Source organism: Bradyrhizobium sp. USDA 4353 (assembly GCF_054063215.1).
Genome location: NZ_JBSSGB010000001.1, coordinates 6,842,339 through 6,861,948, shown reverse-complemented (window position 1 = coordinate 6,861,948; position 19,610 = coordinate 6,842,339). Strand labels below are relative to the sequence as shown.

Here is a 19,610-nt window from a genome sequence, read left to right as displayed (position 1 = left end):
CTAACTCCAAGCACGCTGCGCTCCCTCTCCCCGTTCTTCACGGGGAGAGGGTCGGGGTGAGGGGCAATGGCACGGGTGGTGCCGCGTCAACGCGAAAGACGAATCCCTGTTAGTCGAGCGGATTTGATCGTGAGCGAGCGTCTGTGTGACACGCCTCGCCACCAGCCCTCTCCCCGTCAAGAACGGGGAGAGGGAGCGCGGCGCTGCGTGCGGCGCGATCGGAATTCTAAAAAAAATAACTCGCTTGCCATTTTCCGTAAATTATGGTTCTCTCCCTCCATCCCGCCTCAAGCAGAAGGGGCGTAGCGCGCGATCGTCACGACACGCGAGGCGGGGAGCGGTGGCCGCGAGAGATCGCAGCGTCCTCGGCGACGAGGGCGTGGACGAACGATCGCTTGCGGACGGTCAAGTCGCGTGGTCCTGGCCTCCCGAAGCTGAGGTCAAGTTCGCGATGGTGCTGACGCATCACGTGAACGACGGTGGCCAACCAGCCGGCGCACCGGGGAGATCGCGAAGCAGCCGTAAGCCCATCGCGCAGGGAAGGCCGGGCGTGTCCGGCTGCACCTGTGGTACCTGCCGCCTGCATTCTTGTTAGCAGGCGGGCCGCAGGCGTCAGCCGACGCCTGGCCTTCCCTGCGCCCTCTGCATTTGTATGAGGGACGAACTGATCGCAGACCTCGGGCGCAACGCGCCGCGAGAATACGCCCTCATGCCGCGCGGATTCACATCGCGCGGACACATATCGATCGCTGTTTGACCCGTGTATCCGACCAACCCACAATTGTCGTCCCGGACAAGCCATGACGCGTGCCAGCGCGGCATGGCGCCGATCCGGGACCCATACGCCGCAGCAGAGGTGACGGGCAAAGTGCCAATGACCAGCCTGCCTCAAACAGTTTCCCTGGGGGTATGGATCCCGGCTCCGCGTGCGCAATTGCGCACGAGGCCGGGATAACGGCGGTGTTTGTAGTTGCAGTTGCTACCACTATCGGCCACGAGCACAGCTGTCGTAGGGTGGGCAAAGCGGCCGCCCGATAGGGCGGCGGCGTGCCCACCGTGCATCCGCGGATGTTGAGCGAGATGGTGGGCACGGCGCGCGCAACATTGTCGCGCAACGGCGATAGCGTGCCGCGCCTTTGCCCACCCTACAACGCGATCCTCACTCCACCACCGGCGGCCGGGCCAGCTTGAAATGCCTGAGCATCTCGACCAATGCGCCAAGCCGCTGCTCGCGATAGGCGCTCACATCCATCCCGGAATAATCGAGAAACCCCGCCCCGGTGCGCAGGCCGATGCGCCCCTCCGCCATGTTGCGCTCGATCACCTCGGGCGCGCGATAGCGATCGCTGCCCAGCGCGCCTTCGAGATAGCGGCTGGCGTAGTACAGGATGTCGCCGCCGCCCCAGTCGATGAATTCGAGCAGGCCGAGCACCGCGTAGCGGAAGCCGAAGCCGTAGCGGATCGCCTTGTCGATCTCCTCGGCGCTGGCGACGCCTTCGCCGACCATGCGCGCCGCCTCGTTCATGGCGAGCGCCTGGATGCGCGGCACGATGAAGCCCGGCGTCGCCGCGCACACCACCGGCACCTTGCCGATGCCTTCGAGCAGCGCCTTCAGCCGCGCCGTCAGTTGCGGATCGGTCGCCTTGCCCGGCGAAATCTCGACCAGGGGGATCAGATAGGCCGGATTGAGCCAATGCGCGTTGAGGAAGCGTTCGGGCTTGTCGATCGCACCGGAGAGATCATCGACCAGGATCGTCGACGTCGTCGACGCGATGATGACATCCGGCGCCACGGCGCGGGAGGCCGCGCCGAGCACCTCGCGCTTGAGGTCGACGATCTCCGGCACGCCTTCGAACACCAGCGTGGTCTGTGCCAACACATCGTTGCTCGCGCCTGCCGGCGCGACGGCGATCTTGCCCATCAGCCTGTCGGCATCAGTCGCCTGCAACATCCCGAGCCGCGCCAAGGTGGCGAACGTCGCGCCGATCTCGCCGAGCGCCTCGCGCTCCAGCTTGGCGAACTCCTCGGGGGTGCGCGGCTTGATGTCGATCATCGTGACGGGATGACCGGCATAGGCGAAGGCCACGGCGATGCCGCGGCCCATGCGGCCGGCGCCGAGGCAGGCGATGTGTCCGCGCGCGCTCATGCGGCGAATCCGTCGCGCAGCAGCGCCTGCAAGGCGGATCGATCGAGTCCACCAAAGCCCAGGCTGCTCAGCGTGCGTCCCGTCGCCATGAAATCCTCACCGCAGATCGCACCACCGATGGCCAGGAATCCGCGGGCGAGCGGCGTCGCGGTGCCGGTCAGCTCGGCAGCCGAGATCAGGAATGAAAGACCCAGCCGAAGATCCTCGCGCATGTAGCGATGCTCCGTCAGCACCAGCTGCTCGCGCCAGTCGCCGGAGTCGGTGAGCCGGTCATGCGAGCCGCGGCCATACATCCAGATCTCGCCGTCCTTGGCGTAGTGATGCGCCAGCGGGAAATGCGGCGCGCCATAGCCGAGCGCCTCGCGCACCGCGATTCTTTCAGCATCGAGCGCGTCGGTGACGCGGCGGATCGCGGCTTGCGTGCCTTCCTTGTGAATGTCCCAGCGCTCGAAATGCTCGATCGGCCCGGCATTCATCACGATCAGCGGCGGATGAATGATGCAGCCGGCATTCATCAGCGCGCCCGACAGCGCATCGCCGCACGGCTCGATCACGCCGGGGAATGCCTTGCTGATCACGGCGAGCGCATGCTCGGCCGTCTTCAGCGGGAAGACGCCGACCGGCAGCCGCTTGGCGCGAATGGTGATCGCGACCTCGAACGGACCATGCTTGCGCGTCAGCCAGGGCAGGGTGCCGGTCTCGGCGTAGCTGACCTCTGCCTTGTTGCCGGCGGCGCGCGCGGCGGCGGCAAAGATCATCGTGCCGAACGTCGCCGGTGGCAGGAACACGACCTGGCCATCGGTGAGATGCGGCGCGAGCTGCTTCGCGATGTCTCCTTGCGCGAACGCCGGCGCCGGACAAAGGATCAGCTCGGCGCCCCTGATAGCCTCGCCGATGTCGGTCGTGACGAGCGCGAGCTTGGCCTCGTGCCGGCCGTTGACGTCCTTGAGGGTGATGATCGAGCCAGCCGCTTGGTGCTGCGCCACAGCGTCCGCATCACGGCGCCAGAACCGGACCTCGTGGCCTGCCAGCGCGAAATCACCCGCGGCCGCGAACGAGCCGTTGCCGCCGCCGAGCACTGCTATCTTCACAAGCGGATCTCCTTATCGATCATCGGGCCTCTGGCGCAGCAGATGGTGCTGCACCTTGCCGAGCGCGGTGCGCGGCAGATCGTCGACGAAGACGATGTCGCGCGGCACCTTGTAGCGCGCGAGCTGCGATTGCAGATGCGCGCGCAAGGTCTCCGCATCGAGCGCGCAGTCCTTGCGCTTGACCACGAACGCCACCGGCACCTCGTCCCAGCGTGGATCGGGCCGACCGATCACGCCGCAATCGACGACGTCGGGATGCTCGCCGAGCACGCGCTCGATCTCGGCGGGATAGACGTTCTCGCCGCCGGAGATGATCATGTTGTTTTTCCGCTCGAGCACGAAGAAGTAACCGTCGGCGTCGCGCTGCGCGATGTCGCCGGTGCGGTACCAGCCATCGTGGATGGCCTGCTGGGTGGCTTTGGCGTTGCCCCAATATTCGAAGAACACATTGGGCCCGCGCACCGCGATCTCGCCGGCCTTGCCGGCCGGCAGATCATCACCATCGCGATCGATGATCTTCGCCTCGCAGCACAGGCCCGGAAGGCCGGTCGAGCCCGCGCGCGAGAGGTCGCCGCCGAGCCGCGTATAGACCGCGATCGGGCAGGTCTCGGTCGAGCCATAGACCTGCAGCACCGGCACGCCGCGCGCGGTGATGCGATCGATCAACGCGGGCGGCACGATGCTCGATCCGGTGGAGACGGCCTTGAGCGACGACAAGTCCGCCTTGGCCCAGCCGGGATGCTCGGTGATGGCCTGGATGGTCGCCGGCACCAGCACCGTCAATGTCGGTCGCTCGTGAATGATCGCCGCGAGCGTCGTGTCCGGCGTGAAGCGCGCATGCAAGGTGACGGTGGCGCCGTGATGCAGCGCCGGCGTGGTCTGGATGTTGAGGCCGCCGACATGAAACAGCGGCAGCACCGTCAGCACGTGATCATCCGAGGTGAGGCCATGCATGTGCTGGCTCATCACCCCGTTCCACAGCAGCGCCTCCTGCCGCAACACCGCGCCCTTCGGCCGGCCCGTTGTGCCCGAGGTGTAGACGATCAGCAGCGGGCAGGAGAGATCGATGTGCGGATTGCGATCGTCGCCGCGGCCACGGGCGAGCAGCTCGTCGAGCGCAAATCCGTTGGCCGGCGTGAAGTCGACGCCGACCGGCACCGTCTCCGGATGCTGCTCCGCGAGCGCCGGCAGCACCGGCGCAAACGCCTGCTCCAGCACCAGCACCTTGGCCGCGGCATCCGACAGGATGAAGACCTGCTCGGCCACCGCGAGCCGCCAATTCAGCGGCACCAGGATCGCGCCGAGCCGGGCGCAGGCATAGAGCAGGACCAGATAGTCCGGCCGGTTCAGGCTCAGGATCGCAACGCGATCGCCGCGTCCGACGCCGAACTCGGACTTCAGCGCCCGGGCCATCGACGCGATCCGCGCGCTGAAGTCGGCATAGGTCAGCGTCGCGCTTTCGAAACGGATCGCCGGCTTGTCCGGCGTGAACGCGGCGTTGCGCTCGATCAGGCTGCAGAGGTCCACGCTCTACTCGTCCGTCTCGCCGGGCTCGTACAGCGCCTCGCGGCCGATGCGGTCGAGGCACAGCTCGGCGGTCCACGGCAGCATCAGCGAGCCGCAGCGGCTGTCGCGATAGATGCGCTCCAGCGGCAGGGTCTTTAGCATCGACTGTCCGCCACAGGTGCGGATGGCGAGCGCGGCGAGCTCGTTGGCGCCTTCCATCACCGAGTACTGCGCAGCATAGGCGCGCAGCACCTGCTCCTTGGTCGGGTTGGCGCGCGCCTCGGTGACCGCCTGAAACCAGATGCCCTTGATCTGCTCCAGCTTGATCTGCATCTGCGCCACCGCGATCTGCTTCGTGGGATACATGCGCCGCTTGACCGGCGGCATACCCGGCACCTCGCCGCGCAGATATTTGAGGGTGAAGTCGTAGGCCGCCTGCGCCAGGCCCATATAGGTCGGCGACAAGGTCATGAACATGTGCGGCCAGCGCATCGCCGCCTGGAAGTAGACCCCGCGCGGCATCAGCGCCGCATCCTCGTCGACGAACACGTCCTTGAAGATCAGCGTGCGCGACACCGTGCCGCGCATGCCGAGGGGATCCCAGTCGCCGACGACGGACACGCCCTCGCTCTTCGCGGGGATCGCGAGATAGAGCGTATTCCGCCGCGAGGCCTTCTCACCCTCGCTGATCTCTGTGCAGAGTACGCCGTAGTAATCGGCATGGCCGGACAGCGAGGCAAAAATCTTCTTGCCGCTGACCAGCCAGCCGCCCTTGACCGGCTTGGCCTCGGTGCCGAACGCGACGCCACCCGCCGCCGCTGCGCCGCCTTCCGAGAACGGCTGCGAGTAGATCGCGCCGTCCTCGACGATGCGCTTGTAGTGGATCGCGCGCCGCCGCTGGTGCTCGGCGCGGACATCGTCGTCCATGTCGAGATCATCGGCGAGCGGCCCCGACCACAGGGTCGAGCAGACATGCATGTTCCAGGTCAGCGCGGTCGCGCCGCAATAGCGGCCAATCTCCGCGGCCGTCAGCGCGTAGGTCTGGTAACCGGCGCCGAGACCGCCGAGCGCCTTGGGAACGGAGATGCCGAGCAGGCCGGCCCGATGCAGGTCCCTGTAGTTTTCGGTGGGGAATGTCGCCTCGCGGTCCCAGATGGCGGCCCGCCCCGCCAGCACGCTCTGCCCGAGTTGCCGCGCACGGGTGATGATATCGGCCTGCTCAGGCGTCAGCCGAAAAGCAGACGGATCGAACATCGGCGCATCGAGCGCCTCGCCGGATGCCGTCGCCGTCTTCTGCACCTGGATGGTCATCGTGCCTCCGCAGTCGTCGCGTGTGCTGTCAGAAATGAATCGAGCGCGGCGTTGAACTCGCTGGGGCGCTCGAGATTGACGAGATGGCCAGCGCCATGAAGCTCGACATAGTGAGCGCCGGGAATGAAGCTCGCCATCTTCTCCATCATCGGAGCCGGTGCGTTTCGATCCTTCGATCCCGACAGCACCAGCGTCGGGACCTTGATCTCCTTCAACGCCTGCCGACGGTCGAAGCCAAGCAGCGCCAGCATGCTGGCGCGATAGCTTGCCTCGGGCACGGCCGCCATGCAGGAGGTCGCGAGTTCGAGTCCCTGCGGGTCGGGGTCGTCACCAACCAACTCCTTCACGAGGTCCGAAGCCAGCGACGCCATCGTCGCCCCGCGATCGAGCGGCCCGAGGCGCGCCTCGATGAAGGATTTCTGCCAGTCGCCATCGGCCTTGCCGAACGCCGGGCTGGTCTGCGCCAGCACGACGGCGCTCGCAGCCTGCGCGTGAGTCATCAGCCATTCCTGGACGATCATCCCGCCGATCGAGTGGCCGACCAGGATCGGCTTGCGGGCGTCGATCTGGATCAGGAAGTCCTGAAGCGCAGCAGCCAGAGTGGTGATGCTCGCCGTATCGAGTTTGGTGGATTGCCCATAGCCTGGCATGTCCCACGCCACCGTATGAAAGCGCTCGCCGAAATGCGCAAGCTGGCCGCGCCAAGCGCGCGCCGCGCCGCCGATGCCGTGGAGGAACACCAGGGTCTGCCGATCAGGCGCTCCCGCTGCCTCGTAGCCGAAGCGGCCGTCCTTCGTGGTCAGGATTTGCGACGCGGGCACGCAGACCTCCGAGATGAGCCCGAAGCCGCAACGCTGCTTGCTCCAGGCCTTCGAACGCTAGCCACGGCAACAGGAGTGTCAAGCCGCTTCGGGCGCGTTGTTGCAAAAATTTGAAGTTTAAAATAATCTGCAAGCTGCGATCGTATGGCAAGAGATGAGGAGGCGCGCGCATGTCCGGACTGCCTGCAGCAGCGCATGCGATGGTGACGGGCGGCGGCCGCGGCATCGGGCGTGAAATCGCGCGGGCCCTGAAGCTCGCCGGCGCAACCGTGACGATCGTCGGGCGTCATCGCGCAACGCTCGATGAGGCCATTGCTGCAGGATGTGCCGACCACGCCGCCGTTGCCGATGTCGCCGATCAGCCTGCGCTGAGCGAGACGGTCGCCGCTGCAACTGCGCGGCAGCCGATCACGATTCTCGTCGCCAACGCCGGAAGCGCGGAGTCCGCGCCGTTCCTGAAGTCCGATGCCGCGCTGTTCCGCCGCATGATCGACGTCAACTTCATGGGCGTGGTGCACGCGGTGCAGGCCGTATTGCCGGCAATGAAGGCACAGCCTTACGGCCGCATCGTTGCGGTCGCATCCACAGCGGGTCTCAAAGGCTATCCCTATGTCAGCGCCTACACGGCCGCAAAACACGCGGTCGTCGGCCTCACGCGATCGCTTGCCCTGGAGCTGGCCGCCACGGGCGTCACCGTCAACGCCGTGTGCCCTGGATTTACCGATACGGACCTCGTCGCCGACAGCGTCGACAACATCATGAAGAAGACCGGCCGCAGCCGCGAGCAGGCCGTCGCCGAGCTCGCCAAACACAATCCGCAGGGGCGGCTGATCAAGCCGCAGGAGGTCGCCGATACCGTGTTGTGGCTTTGCGGCGCTGGCGCCAGCGCCATCACGGGACAGGCAATCGCGGTCGCGGGCGGCGAAGTCTGAGTCGAATCGATCAATCAGAACAGTCGAACGAAGGGAGCCACCATGTCGAAGCCCGCCAATTCCGTCACCGTGCCGCTGGCTGACTACAAGCCGAGCCATTTCCTGCTCGCGTTCAAGGATCGCGTCGCGACGGTGACGCTCAACCGGCCAGAGCGCAAGAATCCGCTCACGTTCGAGAGCTATCGCGAACTGACCGACTTCTTCCGCGCCTGCGCGTTCGACGACGACGTCAAGGCCATCGTCGTGACCGGCGCGGGCGGCAATTTCTCGTCCGGTGGTGACGTGTTCGAGATCATCGGACCGCTGGTGAAGATGGACACCAAGGGTCTGACCGCGTTCACGCGGATGACGGGCGACCTCGTCAAGGCGATGCGCGCCTGTCCGCAGCCGATCGTGGCGGCCGTGGAGGGCATCTGCGCGGGGGCGGGCGCGATCGTCGCGATGGCCTCGGACATCCGGCTCGCCGCGACCGGCGCCAAGGTTGCCTTCCTGTTCAACAAGGTCGGTCTGGCCGGCTGCGACATGGGCGCTTGCGCGATCCTGCCGCGCATCATCGGCCAGTCGCGGGCGTCCGAGTTGCTCTACACCGGTCGCTTCATGAGTGCAGACGAGGGCGAGCGCTGGGGCTTCTTCAGCCGCATCGTCGCGCCGAGCGACGCGTTGGCGCAGGCCGTGGGGCTGGCCACCGAGATCGCGAACGGCCCGACCTTCGCCAACACCATGACCAAGCGCATGCTGGCGATGGAATGGGCGATGTCGGTGGAGGAAGCGATCGAGGCGGAGGCAGTTGCCCAGGCCTTGTGCATGACAACAGAGGACTTCAACCGCGCGTTCGAAGCCTTTGCTGCCAAGCAGAAGCCGGTCTTCGAAGGGAATTGAACGCTCGCGGGAACCGAAGGGGCTTGCCAGGAAATATTTTAGGTCTAAAATAATTTCCATTGGCTCGGCTCTCCAGTGGAGGCGCTCATGAAGATCGCGATCATCGGCGGCGGACCTGCCGGTCTCTATGCGGCGATATTGCTCAAGAAGCAGCGGCCCAAGGCCGACATCGCGGTCTACGAACGCAACCGCGCCGACGATACGTTCGGCTTCGGCGTGGTGTTCTCCGACGCCACGCTCGACAATTTCGAAAAGCACGACCTGCCGAGCTACCAGCGCATCACCCAGGAGTTCGCCTACTGGGACGATATCGCCGTGCACTTCCGCGGCACGGTGCACCGCGTCGGCGGCAACGGCTTCTGTGGCTGCTCGCGCCGCACGCTGTTGCGGATTCTGCAGGAGCGGGCGCACGAGCTCGGCGTCGCCCTTCACTTCGAGGTCGATCTCGAGGACGAGACGCAGTTCGCGGATGCCGACCTGATGATTCTGTCGGACGGCATCAACAGCCGCTTCCGCCAGAAGTACGTCGATCACTTTCAGCCGGAGGTCGACCTGCGCGCCAACAAGTTCGCCTGGATGGGCTCGACCAAGCCGCTTGATGCCTTCACTTTCATTTTTCAGGAGACGGAGTGGGGACCGTTCATCGCGCACGCCTATCAGTACGAGGCGGGGCATTCGACCTGGATCTTCGAGACTGATCCCGAGACCTTCGAAAAGGCGGGTTTGACGGGGCTCGATGAGCGGCAGTCCGCCGACCGCATGAAGCAGATCTTCGGCTGGTTCCTCGGCGATCATCCGCTGCTGATCAACCGCTCGATGTGGCGCAATTTCCCGATGATCCGCAACAAGCGCTGGGTCAAGGACAATATGGTGCTGCTCGGCGACGCCAAGTCGACCGCGCACTTCTCGATCGGCTCGGGCACCAAGCTCGCGATGGAAGACGCGATCGCGCTGGCTGACGCCATGCAGGGTGCGCCGACCATTCCAGCCGCACTCGATCTCTACGAGCACGGCCGCCGCGAGGAGGTCGAGAAGACCCAGCATGCCGCCGACGTGTCGCTGGTCTGGTTCGAGCATGTCGATCGCTTCTGGGATTTCGATCCCGTGCAGTTCGCGTTCGGCGTGATGACCCGCTCGAAGGCGATCACCTACGACAATCTCACGCTGCGGGCGCCGGACTTCGTGGCGGAGGTGGACAAGGCCTTCGCTCGACAGGTGCGTGGCAAGGGCTTCGACGTCGATGTCGACAAGCCGGTCGCGCCGATGTTCCAGCCGTTCAAGCTGCGCGACATGACGCTCGCCAATCGCGCGGTGCTGTCGCCGATGTGCATGTACTCGGCGGAAGAGGGCGTGCCCGGCGATTTCCATCTGGTGCATTACGGCTCGCGCGCGATCGGCGGTGCCGGCCTGCTGTTTACCGAGATGACCTGCGTCAGCCGGGATGCGCGCATCACGCCCGGCTGCGCCGGTTTGTGGAACGACGCGCAGGAGGCGGCCTGGAAGCGCATCGTCGATTTCGTCCACGCCAACTCGCAAGCGAAGTTCGCGCTACAGCTTGGCCATGCCGGCCGCAAGGGCGCGTCCAAGCTGATGTGGGACGGCATGGACCGACCGCTGGAGCAGGGCGGCTGGGACATCGTCTCGGCGTCGCCGCTGCCGTACTTCCCGGACAGCCAGGTGCCGCGCGAGCTCGATCGTAAGTCGATGGATGCGATCAAGGCGGACTTCGTCGCGGCAGCAGAGCGTGGTCACGCATGCGGCTTCGACATGCTCGAGCTGCATTGCGCCCACGGCTATCTGCTGGCGAGCTTCATCTCGCCGCTGACCAACAAGCGCACCGATGAATACGGTGGCTCGCTGGAGAACCGGTTGCGCTTTCCGCTCGAAGTTTTCGTAGCGATGCGCGCGGCGTGGCCGGCGGACAAGCCGATGTCGGTGCGCATCTCCGCAACCGACTGGGCCGAGGGCGGCATCACCGGCGATGACGCGGTGCAGATCGCTCGCGCGTTCGGCGAGGCGGGGGTCGATCTCGTCGACGTCTCGACCGGTCAGACGGTGCGCGAGGCCAAGCCGATCTACGGCCGCATGTTCCAGACGCCGTTCTCCGATCAGGTCCGCAACGAGGCCCATATCGCCACGATGTGCGTCGGCAACATCACCACGGCCGATCAGGTCAACACCATCCTCGCCGCCGGCCGCGCCGATCTCGTCGCGCTCGGCCGTCCGCATCTGGTGGATGCCGCCTTCACCATGAAGGCTGCCGCCTGGTATGGCGCCGACATGTTCTGCCCGCCGCAATATCTGCCGGGCAAGGAGCAGATCTTCCGCAACAGCGTGCGTGACAGGCAGGATTTCGAGGAGCTGAAGATTAAGGCTAAACCGAAAACGCGGGCGGAGCTGAAGGCCGAGGCAGCGAAGCCGCTTGCGGCGGAGTAAGGCGTCGTGCAACGCTGCCGCTCGGTACGTCCAATGTAGGTGGAGTAGGGGGCGATGAAGGCGATCATCGTTGGCGGCGGTATCGGCGGATTGACCACAGCCCTGATGCTGCGGGCGCGCGGCATCGATTGCGAGGTGTTCGAGCAGGCTGACGCGATCCGCGAGCTCGGGGTCGGCATCAACACCCTGCCGCATGCGATCCGCGAGCTCGCCCAGCTTGGGTTGCTCGATCGGCTCGATGAGGTCGCGATCCGCACCTATGAGCTGTTCTATCTGACGCGGCGCGGCCAGGAGGTCTGGCACGAGACGCGCGGCGTCGATGCGGGTCACGACGTACCGCAATTCTCGATCCATCGCGGCCGGCTGCAGAGCGTGATCCATGAAGCGGTGATGCAGCGGCTCGGAGCGGAGAAGGTCCATACCGGTTGCCGGCTCGGCTCCTTCACCCAGGACGAGGGCGGGGTGACCGCCTATTTCTTCGACCGCTCCGGCTCCCATGTTCACACCGCCCGCGGCGACGTGCTGATCGGCGCCGACGGCATTCATTCCAAGGTCAGGCAGACGCTGTTCCCGAACGAGGGCGCGCCGTGCTGGAACGGCCTGATGCTGTGGCGCGGCGCCACCGACTGGCCGGTGTTCCTGACCGGGCGGTCGATGATCATCGCCGGCGGCCTCAACGCCAAGGCGGTGATCTATCCAATTGCCGAGGGCTCGAGCCCTGCGACGCGGCTCACCAACTGGGCCGTGCTGGTGCGCATCGGCGACGCCAACACCGCGCCGCCGCGGCGCGAGGATTGGTCGCGGCTCGGCCGGGCCGACGAACTGATGCCGCATGTCAACGGCTTCTCCATTCCCCAGGTCGACTTCGCCGCGATGGTGCGGGCGACGCCGGAGTTCTGGGAATATCCCTGCTGCGACCGTGATCCGCTGCCGTACTGGTCGAGCGGCCGCGTCACCTTGCTCGGCGATGCCGCGCATCCGATGTACCCGGTCGGCTCCAACGGCGCGTCGCAGGCGATCCTCGATGCCCGCGCGCTCGCCGATGCCTTGGCTCGCTCCGAGCATCCGCGCCAGGCGCTGATGGCCTATGAGCAGAAGCGGCTGCCGATGACCGCTGACATCGTGGCGTCGAACCGCCGTGGCGGGCCGGAGGGCGTGATCGATGCGGTGGAGCAGCTCGCGCCGCAGGGGTTCACCGATATCAACACCATCCTGAACTACGAGGCCCGTGAGGGCATCGTGCGCGGCTATGCGAGCCGGGCGGGCTTCGCGGCTCGGATGGTGACGCGGCAGGCGTCGTAATCGCCGAGACTGCCCGTGCCGCTGTCCCTCACCCCAGCCCTCTCCCCGTGCAGGACGGGGAGAGGGGGCGCACCGTTTGCTGCGCGACCGCTCGTGAGTCACGCGCTTAGTTGCCTCATGCCCCCGGAGGTGGGGGCAGGAAGTGTATGTTGTGCTCGGCGGCGAGCTTGACGACGTCGTCGGGGTTCTGGTCGCGCATGTTGTGGATGCCCCAGAACAGCTCGTAAAGCCGCCGTGTCGGCGACACCCAGAACAGGGTCTTCGCCGTTTGCTGCGACTTGTTGAAGATGCCGTGCGGCTTGCCCATGGGCAGCCGCACCGTGTCGCCGGCGGTGGCGTATTCCTCGGCGCCGTCGAGGAAGAAGTCGAGCCGGCCTTCGAGGATGTAAAGATACTCGTCCTGGTCGGGATGGATGTGCGGCGGCACGAAGGTGCCGACCGGGAACGTCGCATGCCAGGAGAAGCTGTGCTCGGTGCGGTTCTTCGGCACGTAGACCTGGCCGAGGATGTTCCAGGAGATGCCCTGGATGCCCTCGTTCGCCCGGGTGATGCCGGCGATTTCCGGATGGCTCATGATGGTTTCGCTCCCTGTCGTTACTTGGCTGCGCAATCCCTAGCGTAGCGGTCGGCGTAGTTCTCGAACACCTTCTGAACGATCTCGGTCTGGAACTTGCCATCGGGCCGCTTGGCCACCTTGGTCAGATAGAAGTCCTGGATCGGATAGCCGTTGGTGTTGAACTTGAAGTTGCCGCGCAGCGAGCTGAAATCGGCCTTCTTCAGCGCCGCTGCGACCTTGTCCTTGTCAGCGAGATCGCCACCGACCGCCTTCACGGCGCTATCGATCAGCAGTGCGGCGTCATAGGCCTGCATGGCATAGGTGCCGGGCACGATGTTGTAGGCAGCCTCGTAGCCAGCGACGAACTTCTTGCTCTGCGGGTTGTCGAAGTTGGGCGCCCAGTTGGCGCCGCCGAACATGCCGACCGCGGCATCCTGTTGCGCGGGCAGGGTGGATTCGTCGACCGTGAACGCCGAGAGCACCGGCACGGTATCGGCGAGGCCGGCCTGCTTGAACTGCTTCACCAGGTTCACGCCCATGCCGCCGGGCATGAAGGTGAACACGGCGTCCGGCTTCTGCGAGGAGATTTTCGACAGCTCGGGCTGGAAGTCGAGCGTGTTGAGCGGAACGTAGGACTCCTCGACGATCTCGCCCTTGTAGTCGAGCTTGAAGCCAGCGACGGAATCGCGCCCGGCCTGGTAGTTCGGGACCAGCAGGTACATCTTCTTGTAGCCGCGGTCCTGGGCGACCTTGCCGAGCACGGCGTGAACCTGGTCGTTCTGGTACGATGTCACGTAGAAGAACGGGCTGCACTCCTTGCCGGCATAGCTGGACGGACCGGCATTCGGGCTGACCAGGAAGGTCTTGTTCTCGGTCACCGGGCGATGGATCGCCTGCAGCATGTTGGAGAAGATCGGGCCGACGACGAAGTCGACCTTGTCACGCTCGAGCAGGCCCTTGACCTTGGTGATCGCGGCGTCCGGCTTCAGCTCGTCGTCGGCGACGACGACCTCGACGTCCTTGCCGCCCATCTTGCCGCCGAGATCCTTGATCGCGAGGTTGAAGCCGTCGCGAACCTGTCCGCCGAGCGCGGCTGCGGGTCCTGACAGGGTGACGATGACGCCGATCTTGATCTTGTCGGCGGCCAGCGCCGGCTGCGCCAGCAGGCACGCCGCGACGCCGAGACCGGCCAGCTTCGAACTCACTTTCATGACAACTCCCCCGGGATGCGGAAATTCAGGTCTTGTTTTTGGTACCTGACCGAATGATGGGTCAGACCGCAGCTTGGGACCAAGCCTAGTCTGATGATGCCCCGAGCCGCAAGCGAGCTGCTTGCGGAAAGGGCAGTTTCGGCTGTATGCAAGCGGCGCGCCAATTGCTTGAAGGTTAAAGGAATTTCTTTGCCCATTGTCTGGCGCAAATGACGGTACGTTTTTCCTTGCTCACGTATGGTCCTGAAGGTCAAACTCATGAGCCGCGCCGACGAGGCTGAACGTGCCCCAAATGATCCTGCCACCAGTGAATCCGTCATGACGCTTGATTCCGAGACCAAGGCCGTCGAGCTGCCCGAGGACCATGCCGAGGAGCTGCGGCTGTGGCTGCGACTGCTCACCTGCACGACCTTGATCGAGGGCGAGATCCGTGGTCGCCTGCGCGAGCGCTTCGACGTGACCTTGCCGCGTTTCGACCTGATGGCGCAGCTCGACAAGGCGCCTGACGGCATGACGCTGTCCGACGTCTCCAAGCGCATGATGGTGTCGAATGGCAACGTCACCGGGCTGGTCGAGCGCCTCGTCGAGTCCGGCCATCTCGACCGCCGCACCTCCGACACCGACCGTCGCGTGCAGGTGATCCGGCTGACCAAGCTCGGCCGTGCGGAATTCCGCAAGATGGCCGCCGAGCACGAGGCTTGGATTGCCGATATCTTCGGGGATCTCACCGAGAAGGACGTGCGCGAGCTGATGCGGCTCTTGGCCAAGACCAAGGGCTCGGCGCAAAAGGCCGTGCAACGCCGGCAGGACTGATCACGGGCTGACAGAACGTCGCGGGCGCGCCGCCGCTCGCGGCAAACGCTCAAACAATTTGCGGGCGGTGCACAATCTTCGGCTCGCTTCCGCTCCAGTCCGCTCTTGCATCCAAATGTTTTAAGTCTAAAATGTTTAGGACTGAAACGTGCCGGGCGTCCTTCCCTTTGAGACAGGAGCGTGTGATGGCCACTGCCGCCAGGGTTCAGCAGCCGGAGAGCGCGCACAGCGCCCACGTCGACACCTTTGCCCAGGACAATCTGCCGCCGCGCGAGCTGTGGCCCGACTTCGTGTTCAGCCGCCCCGAATTCCAGTATCCGCCGCGGCTGAACTGCGTGACGCATTTCCTCGACCGCTGGGTTGCGGAAGGCCGTGGCGATGCGCCCTGCATCTTCAGCGCGGAGGTCAGCTACACCTATCGCGAGCTGCAGGCGCTGGTGAATAGAATTGCCAACGTCCTGGTCGGCAAGCTCGGCCTCGTGCCCGGCGGCCGCGTGCTCTTGCGCTCCGCCAACAACCCGATGATGGTCGCGACCTATCTCGCGGCGATCAAGGCCGGCGGCATCGTGGTGGCGACCATGCCGCTGCTGCGCGCCAAGGAGCTGTCCTATCCGATCCAGAAGGCGCAGATCGCGCTGGCGCTGTGCGACGGCAAGCTCGCCGACGAGATGGAAAAGACCCGCGCGGTCGCGCCGGCGCTGAAGCAGGTTGTGTATTGGGGCAACGGGCAGCCCGACGCGCTGGAAGCGCTGATTGCGGACGCGAGCCCCGACTTCACTGCGATCGATACCGCCTCCGACGATCTCTGTCTGATCGCCTTCACCTCGGGCACGACCGGCGATCCCAAGGGCACCATGCATTTCCACCGCGACATGCTGGCGGTGTGCGACGGCTATGCCCGTAACGTGTTGCGCGCCAGCCCGAGCGATCGCTTCATCGGCACCGCGCCGCTCGCCTTCACCTTCGGCTTCGGCGGCGTGCTGTTCCCGATGCATATCGGCGCGTCCTATGTCGTGCTGGAGAAGACCTCGCCGGACGATCTGCTGTCGGCCATCGAGCGCTACAAGGCGACCGTCTGTTTCACGGCGCCGACCGCCTACCGCGCCATGCTGGGCAAGCTCCAGGGACGCGACATCTCCTCGCTGCGCAAATGCGTTTCCGCCGGCGAGACGCTGCCGAAGCCGACCTTCGATGCCTGGCTCAAGGTAACCGGGCTGAAGCTGATGGACGGCATCGGCTCGACCGAGATGCTGCACATCTTCATCAGCGCCGTCGAGGACGAGATCCGTCCGGGCGCGACCGGCAAGCCGGTGCCGGGCTACGAGGCGAAGATCGTCGACGACGAGGGCCGCGACGTGCCTCCGGGCACGATGGGCCGGCTCGCGGTGCGCGGTCCCACAGGTTGCCGCTACCTCGCCGACGAGCGCCAGCGCAAATATGTCCAGAACGGCTGGAACGTCACCGGCGACACCTATGTGATGGATGAGGACGGGTACTTCTGGTACCAGTCCCGCTCCGACGACATGATCGTGTCGTCGGGCTACAACATTGCCGGCACCGACGTCGAGGCGGCGCTGCTGACCCATCCGGCCGTCGCCGAATGCGGCGTGGTCGGTGCCCCTGACAACGCGCGGGGCATGGTCGTGAAGGCCTACGTCGTGCTCGCGCCGGGAGCGGAAGGCACGCCGGCGCTCGTGACTGAGCTGCAGGAACATGTCAAACGCGAGATCGCGCCGTACAAATATCCGCGCGCGATCGAGTTCGTGACGCAGCTGCCCAAGACCGAGACCGGCAAGCTGAAGCGGTTCGCCTTGCGGCAGATCGCGCAGGCCGCTGCCGCCGCTTCGGACTCGGCCGCGTAGCAGAGACAGGGAGAGACGTTCGTGAGCACGACCAAAGCGCCCACGCTCGCCGTGGTGAAGCAGGACGATTCGAGCCTGCGCGTGCTGCAGCCGAGCGGCTGGCCGATGCCGAAGGGCTATGCCAACGGCATCAGCGCGGAGGGCCGCATCGTCGTCACCGGCGGCGTGATCGGCTGGGACGCGCAGGAGAAGCTTGCCGATGGATTCATCGCGCAGGTCCGGCAGGCGTTGCAGAACATCGCCGCGATCCTGGCCGAAGGCGAGGCGCGGCCGGAGCATCTGGTGCGGCTCACCTGGTACGTCGTCGACATGGACGAGTATCTCGGCAATCTGAAGGAGCTCGGCAGGATCTATCGCGAGATCTTCGGCAGCCACTATCCGGCCATGGCGCTGGTGCAGGTTGTCAGGCTGGTGGAGAAGGCGGCGCGGGTGGAAATCGAGGCGACCGCGGTGGTGCCGCGCTGAGGGCGAGACCGGTACGGAGGTTGCGAGATCATGTCCCGTTATAGGAACCAGACTCGCCTCCGCGCCTTCTCTTCGATGGCACGCTTGATCTTCAGCGACTTCCGACAGCCCGCGGCCGCCGAGGCCTACGACATCGCGCTCGACTTCCTCTGGCGCACCGGCGCCGTGCGCGACGAGTTCGAGACCTATCAGTTCCTGGCGGCGGAGATTTCGCGGATGGTCGATTGCGGCCAGACGAACCGGCTGAGGATGGCGAACCTCGCCATCTCCGCGCATGAGCGGCGGTTTGCGACAGCCGAGAAGCCAAGCATCGCCTGACGCGGTCAGCCGACGCCGGGCACGATCGCGACGACGCGGCGGGTGTGCTGGTCGACGATGACGAGCTTGTCCTGCACCAGCACGTACTGATCGCCCCAATAGCCGTTCATGATCTGCGTGATCTCGGGCGGGATATCCTGCAACTGCACCTGTCCGGGAACGGCCGAGCCGATCATCATCTCGAATTGCGCCTGCTGCACGCGCGGCGCATTCTGCTTGCCGATGACGTCCTTGACCTGGTTGCGGGCCTGATCGCTCAGCGACAGGGGCTGCGAGCTCTGCTTGATGGCGCGCTCTCGCCCGCCGGTCGCATCGGCTTGGCCCGCTGGATCGTTCTTGCCGACGGCGCTTTCCGCCGCCTGTTGCGCCGGCATGGTGCGGCCGACCGTGGTATCGGATGCCGAGGAGGGATTGGCGCCGCCGTTTGGCGTACCGATCGGATTGCGGCTGACGAACGGCCAGGCGATGAGGGCTATGAACAACACGGCGAGCGCGCCGCCGCCTGCCAGGGCGAGCGTGCTGATGCGCCGGCGATTGGGATCGTTGCGATCGTTGTCGATCATGAAGACCTCCGCGAGATGCTGCGGAGCTAAGCGTCGTCGCTGGCATCCGTTCCTCCTCGCGCAGCGTCCCGATGCGCTTCCCCTCATGTCTGAGATCAATTGCGCATGCCGTCGCGTTCCCGCGACCAGTGTGGTCCGAGGCATGCCGGTCGATGCCGTCCTTCAAAGTCGAGGGCGCAGGGAAGGCCGGGTGTCCACCACACCCGCGGCCCCCGTGCGACAAAGAATGCACGGGGCAGGAACCACAGGTGGGCCGAACATTCCGGCCTTCCCTGCGCGATGTTTTATCGGCTTATACGTGGTCTCCCTGGTGCGCCGGGCTTGTTGGCCACCATTGTCCACGCGATGCGCTGGGCATCGCAGCAGACGTGATACCAGCATCGGGGTATCAGGACATCACGACTTCACCGGACGACCCGCATCACTCGTCCGCGCGAAATGCGCATGATGCACGACGTCCACCGCGGCCTGCCTCACGTATCGTGACGACGCGTACGCCCCTCTTCGCCGAGGCAGGTTGGGCGCCAGCATCGTGCTGATTTGCCCGACGACACAAGGGTTGAGTGCTGCGACAAGGTAACGCGACGGGCAGTCACACATGATGTCACATACGGATGGAGCCACGGCATTCGTGGTTCGAACAAATGTGGTCTTTGGATGTGCGTGCCGCCGAATGGCGGACGTAGGAACGCCATGTCGCAGCCATCAACCTGTTCGAACGTGGCCACGCAATGGCGATGAGAGCAGGGGGCGGACTTGGACTGGAGACTCTTCGTGACGGCGGCGTTGGCGGCCGCGATCGGCGCGGCAGCCGGCGTGTTCGTGGTGACGAGCACCGCAGGCGGCGGCATCGAGCATCAGGCCGACGCCAAGATGCTGGAAATCGGCGTCGCCATCTTGCGCGAGCCGGCGCGGGTGGATGATGACCCGATGCGCTCATGGGCGGTGCGTGTGGTGGAGAAGAAGTCGGGCGTGAGTTTTTCGGACCAGCAGCGTGCGGCGTTGCTGAAGCGGGCGGCGGGTGGACGGTAGCTCCGGGGGACAGTGCGTAGGGTGGGCAAAGGCGCGCCCGTACAGTTGTTGTTAGCCGAGGCTATTTCATCGCGCCGTGCCCACCGTGCTGCGCGGCTGGACTGTCGGTGGGCACGCCATCGCGCGGCTTGCGCCGCCCGATGTCGTTGCCCACCCTACGGACTACAACCCTCGGCGCTGTGCGATACAGCGCCCTCTTCCCTTGTGGGAGAGGGCATGTGCGGCCTGTCCGAGCGCTCGGTTGGGTGAGGGGGCCTCTCCGCGAGTCGTGCTCGTGGAGAGGACCCCTCACCCGACCGAGCTCGCAGAACTGTCCTACATGCCCTCTCCCACAAGGGGAGAGGGCGCAGTCATGGGCATCGCGCT

Annotated in this window: 17 protein-coding genes; 9 read left to right on the top strand and 8 right to left on the bottom strand. The window is 65.6% G+C overall.

The genetic code is table 11. The features are described from left to right. Nucleotides 1–1,159: 1,159 nt before the first annotated feature. The 5 genes from ACVILH_RS31050 to ACVILH_RS31030 are packed head-to-tail and all read right to left on the bottom strand — an operon-like array spanning nucleotide 1,160 to nucleotide 6,875. The gene (locus tag ACVILH_RS31050) at nucleotides 1,160–2,146 is read right to left on the bottom strand and encodes a 3-hydroxybutyryl-CoA dehydrogenase (protein WP_456716296.1); all 987 of its coding nucleotides are present in this window, start codon (nucleotides 2,144–2,146) and stop codon (nucleotides 1,160–1,162) included. Further along, entirely contained in the window at nucleotides 2,143–3,237 is a 1,095-nt protein-coding gene (locus ACVILH_RS31045) for an NAD/NADP octopine/nopaline dehydrogenase family protein (RefSeq protein WP_456716295.1), read from the bottom strand. The genes ACVILH_RS31050 and ACVILH_RS31045 overlap by 4 nt, the downstream gene beginning before the upstream one ends. 12 nt (nucleotides 3,238–3,249) lie before the next feature. Further along, nucleotides 3,250–4,764 carry a class I adenylate-forming enzyme family protein gene (locus ACVILH_RS31040; RefSeq protein ID WP_456716294.1) on the bottom strand — a complete coding sequence of 505 codons (1,515 nt, stop codon included), beginning with the start codon at nucleotides 4,762–4,764 and terminating at the stop codon, nucleotides 3,250–3,252. A gap of 3 nt (nucleotides 4,765–4,767) precedes the next feature. After that, nucleotides 4,768–6,054, bottom strand: coding sequence for an acyl-CoA dehydrogenase family protein (locus ACVILH_RS31035; RefSeq protein ID WP_456716293.1), 1,287 nt, complete (start codon nucleotides 6,052–6,054; stop codon nucleotides 4,768–4,770). Continuing rightward, nucleotides 6,051–6,875, bottom strand: coding sequence for an alpha/beta fold hydrolase (locus ACVILH_RS31030; RefSeq protein ID WP_456716292.1), 825 nt, complete (start codon nucleotides 6,873–6,875; stop codon nucleotides 6,051–6,053). The genes ACVILH_RS31035 and ACVILH_RS31030 overlap by 4 nt, the downstream gene beginning before the upstream one ends. A 170-nt stretch (nucleotides 6,876–7,045) precedes the next feature. On the opposite strand from ACVILH_RS31030, the gene ACVILH_RS31025 reads away from it, so the two are divergent. From ACVILH_RS31025 to ACVILH_RS31010, 4 genes are all read left to right on the top strand, one after another. Beyond that, nucleotides 7,046–7,807, top strand: a complete 762-nt coding sequence (locus ACVILH_RS31025; protein WP_456716291.1) for an SDR family NAD(P)-dependent oxidoreductase — start codon at nucleotides 7,046–7,048, stop codon at nucleotides 7,805–7,807. Between the two features lie 42 nt (nucleotides 7,808–7,849). Then, a complete protein-coding gene (locus ACVILH_RS31020; RefSeq protein WP_456716290.1) occupies nucleotides 7,850–8,686 on the top strand; it encodes an enoyl-CoA hydratase family protein in 837 nt (278 codons plus the stop codon). 87 nt (nucleotides 8,687–8,773) lie between these two features. Beyond that, the gene (locus ACVILH_RS31015) at nucleotides 8,774–11,122 is read left to right on the top strand and encodes a bifunctional salicylyl-CoA 5-hydroxylase/oxidoreductase (RefSeq protein WP_456716289.1); all 2,349 of its coding nucleotides are present in this window, start codon (nucleotides 8,774–8,776) and stop codon (nucleotides 11,120–11,122) included. A gap of 54 nt (nucleotides 11,123–11,176) precedes the next feature. Next, nucleotides 11,177–12,424 carry a flavin-dependent oxidoreductase gene (locus ACVILH_RS31010; protein WP_456716288.1) on the top strand — a complete coding sequence of 416 codons (1,248 nt, stop codon included), beginning with the start codon at nucleotides 11,177–11,179 and terminating at the stop codon, nucleotides 12,422–12,424. Between the two features lie 115 nt (nucleotides 12,425–12,539). Here the strand turns inward: ACVILH_RS31010 and ACVILH_RS31005 are convergent, their stop codons facing one another. After that, a complete protein-coding gene (locus ACVILH_RS31005) occupies nucleotides 12,540–12,998 on the bottom strand; it encodes a cupin domain-containing protein (RefSeq protein WP_456716287.1) in 459 nt (152 codons plus the stop codon). Nucleotides 12,999–13,018: 20 nt separating this feature from the next. Beyond that, complete coding sequence (locus ACVILH_RS31000) at nucleotides 13,019–14,191, bottom strand: ABC transporter substrate-binding protein (RefSeq protein WP_456716286.1); 1,173 nt, start codon at nucleotides 14,189–14,191, stop codon at nucleotides 13,019–13,021. A 318-nt stretch (nucleotides 14,192–14,509) separates the two neighbouring features. On the opposite strand from ACVILH_RS31000, the gene ACVILH_RS30995 reads away from it, so the two are divergent. The 4 genes from ACVILH_RS30995 to ACVILH_RS30980 all read left to right on the top strand — a co-directional run bounded on the left by ACVILH_RS30995 (nucleotide 14,510) and on the right by ACVILH_RS30980 (nucleotide 17,649). Then, nucleotides 14,510–15,004: a MarR family winged helix-turn-helix transcriptional regulator gene (locus ACVILH_RS30995; RefSeq protein WP_011925373.1), complete on the top strand. Its 495-nt coding sequence runs from the start codon at nucleotides 14,510–14,512 to the stop codon at nucleotides 15,002–15,004. A 185-nt stretch (nucleotides 15,005–15,189) separates the two neighbouring features. Then, on the top strand, nucleotides 15,190–16,866 hold the full coding sequence (locus ACVILH_RS30990) for a benzoate-CoA ligase family protein (RefSeq protein ID WP_456716285.1): 1,677 nt from the start codon (nucleotides 15,190–15,192) through the stop codon (nucleotides 16,864–16,866). 21 nt (nucleotides 16,867–16,887) lie between these two features. Then, nucleotides 16,888–17,331 carry a RidA family protein gene (locus tag ACVILH_RS30985; RefSeq protein ID WP_456716284.1) on the top strand — a complete coding sequence of 148 codons (444 nt, stop codon included), beginning with the start codon at nucleotides 16,888–16,890 and terminating at the stop codon, nucleotides 17,329–17,331. 84 nt (nucleotides 17,332–17,415) lie between these two features. Beyond that, nucleotides 17,416–17,649, top strand: a complete 234-nt coding sequence (locus ACVILH_RS30980; protein WP_456717123.1) for a hypothetical protein — start codon at nucleotides 17,416–17,418, stop codon at nucleotides 17,647–17,649. 5 nt (nucleotides 17,650–17,654) lie between these two features. Here ACVILH_RS30980 and ACVILH_RS30975 read toward each other — a convergent pair whose 3' ends face one another. Further along, entirely contained in the window at nucleotides 17,655–18,212 is a 558-nt protein-coding gene (locus ACVILH_RS30975) for a DUF1236 domain-containing protein (RefSeq protein WP_456716283.1), read from the bottom strand. Nucleotides 18,213–18,968: 756 nt separating this feature from the next. On the opposite strand from ACVILH_RS30975, the gene ACVILH_RS30970 reads away from it, so the two are divergent. Beyond that, entirely contained in the window at nucleotides 18,969–19,244 is a 276-nt protein-coding gene (locus ACVILH_RS30970; protein ID WP_456716282.1) for a hypothetical protein, read from the top strand. Nucleotides 19,245–19,610 lie beyond the last annotated feature (366 nt).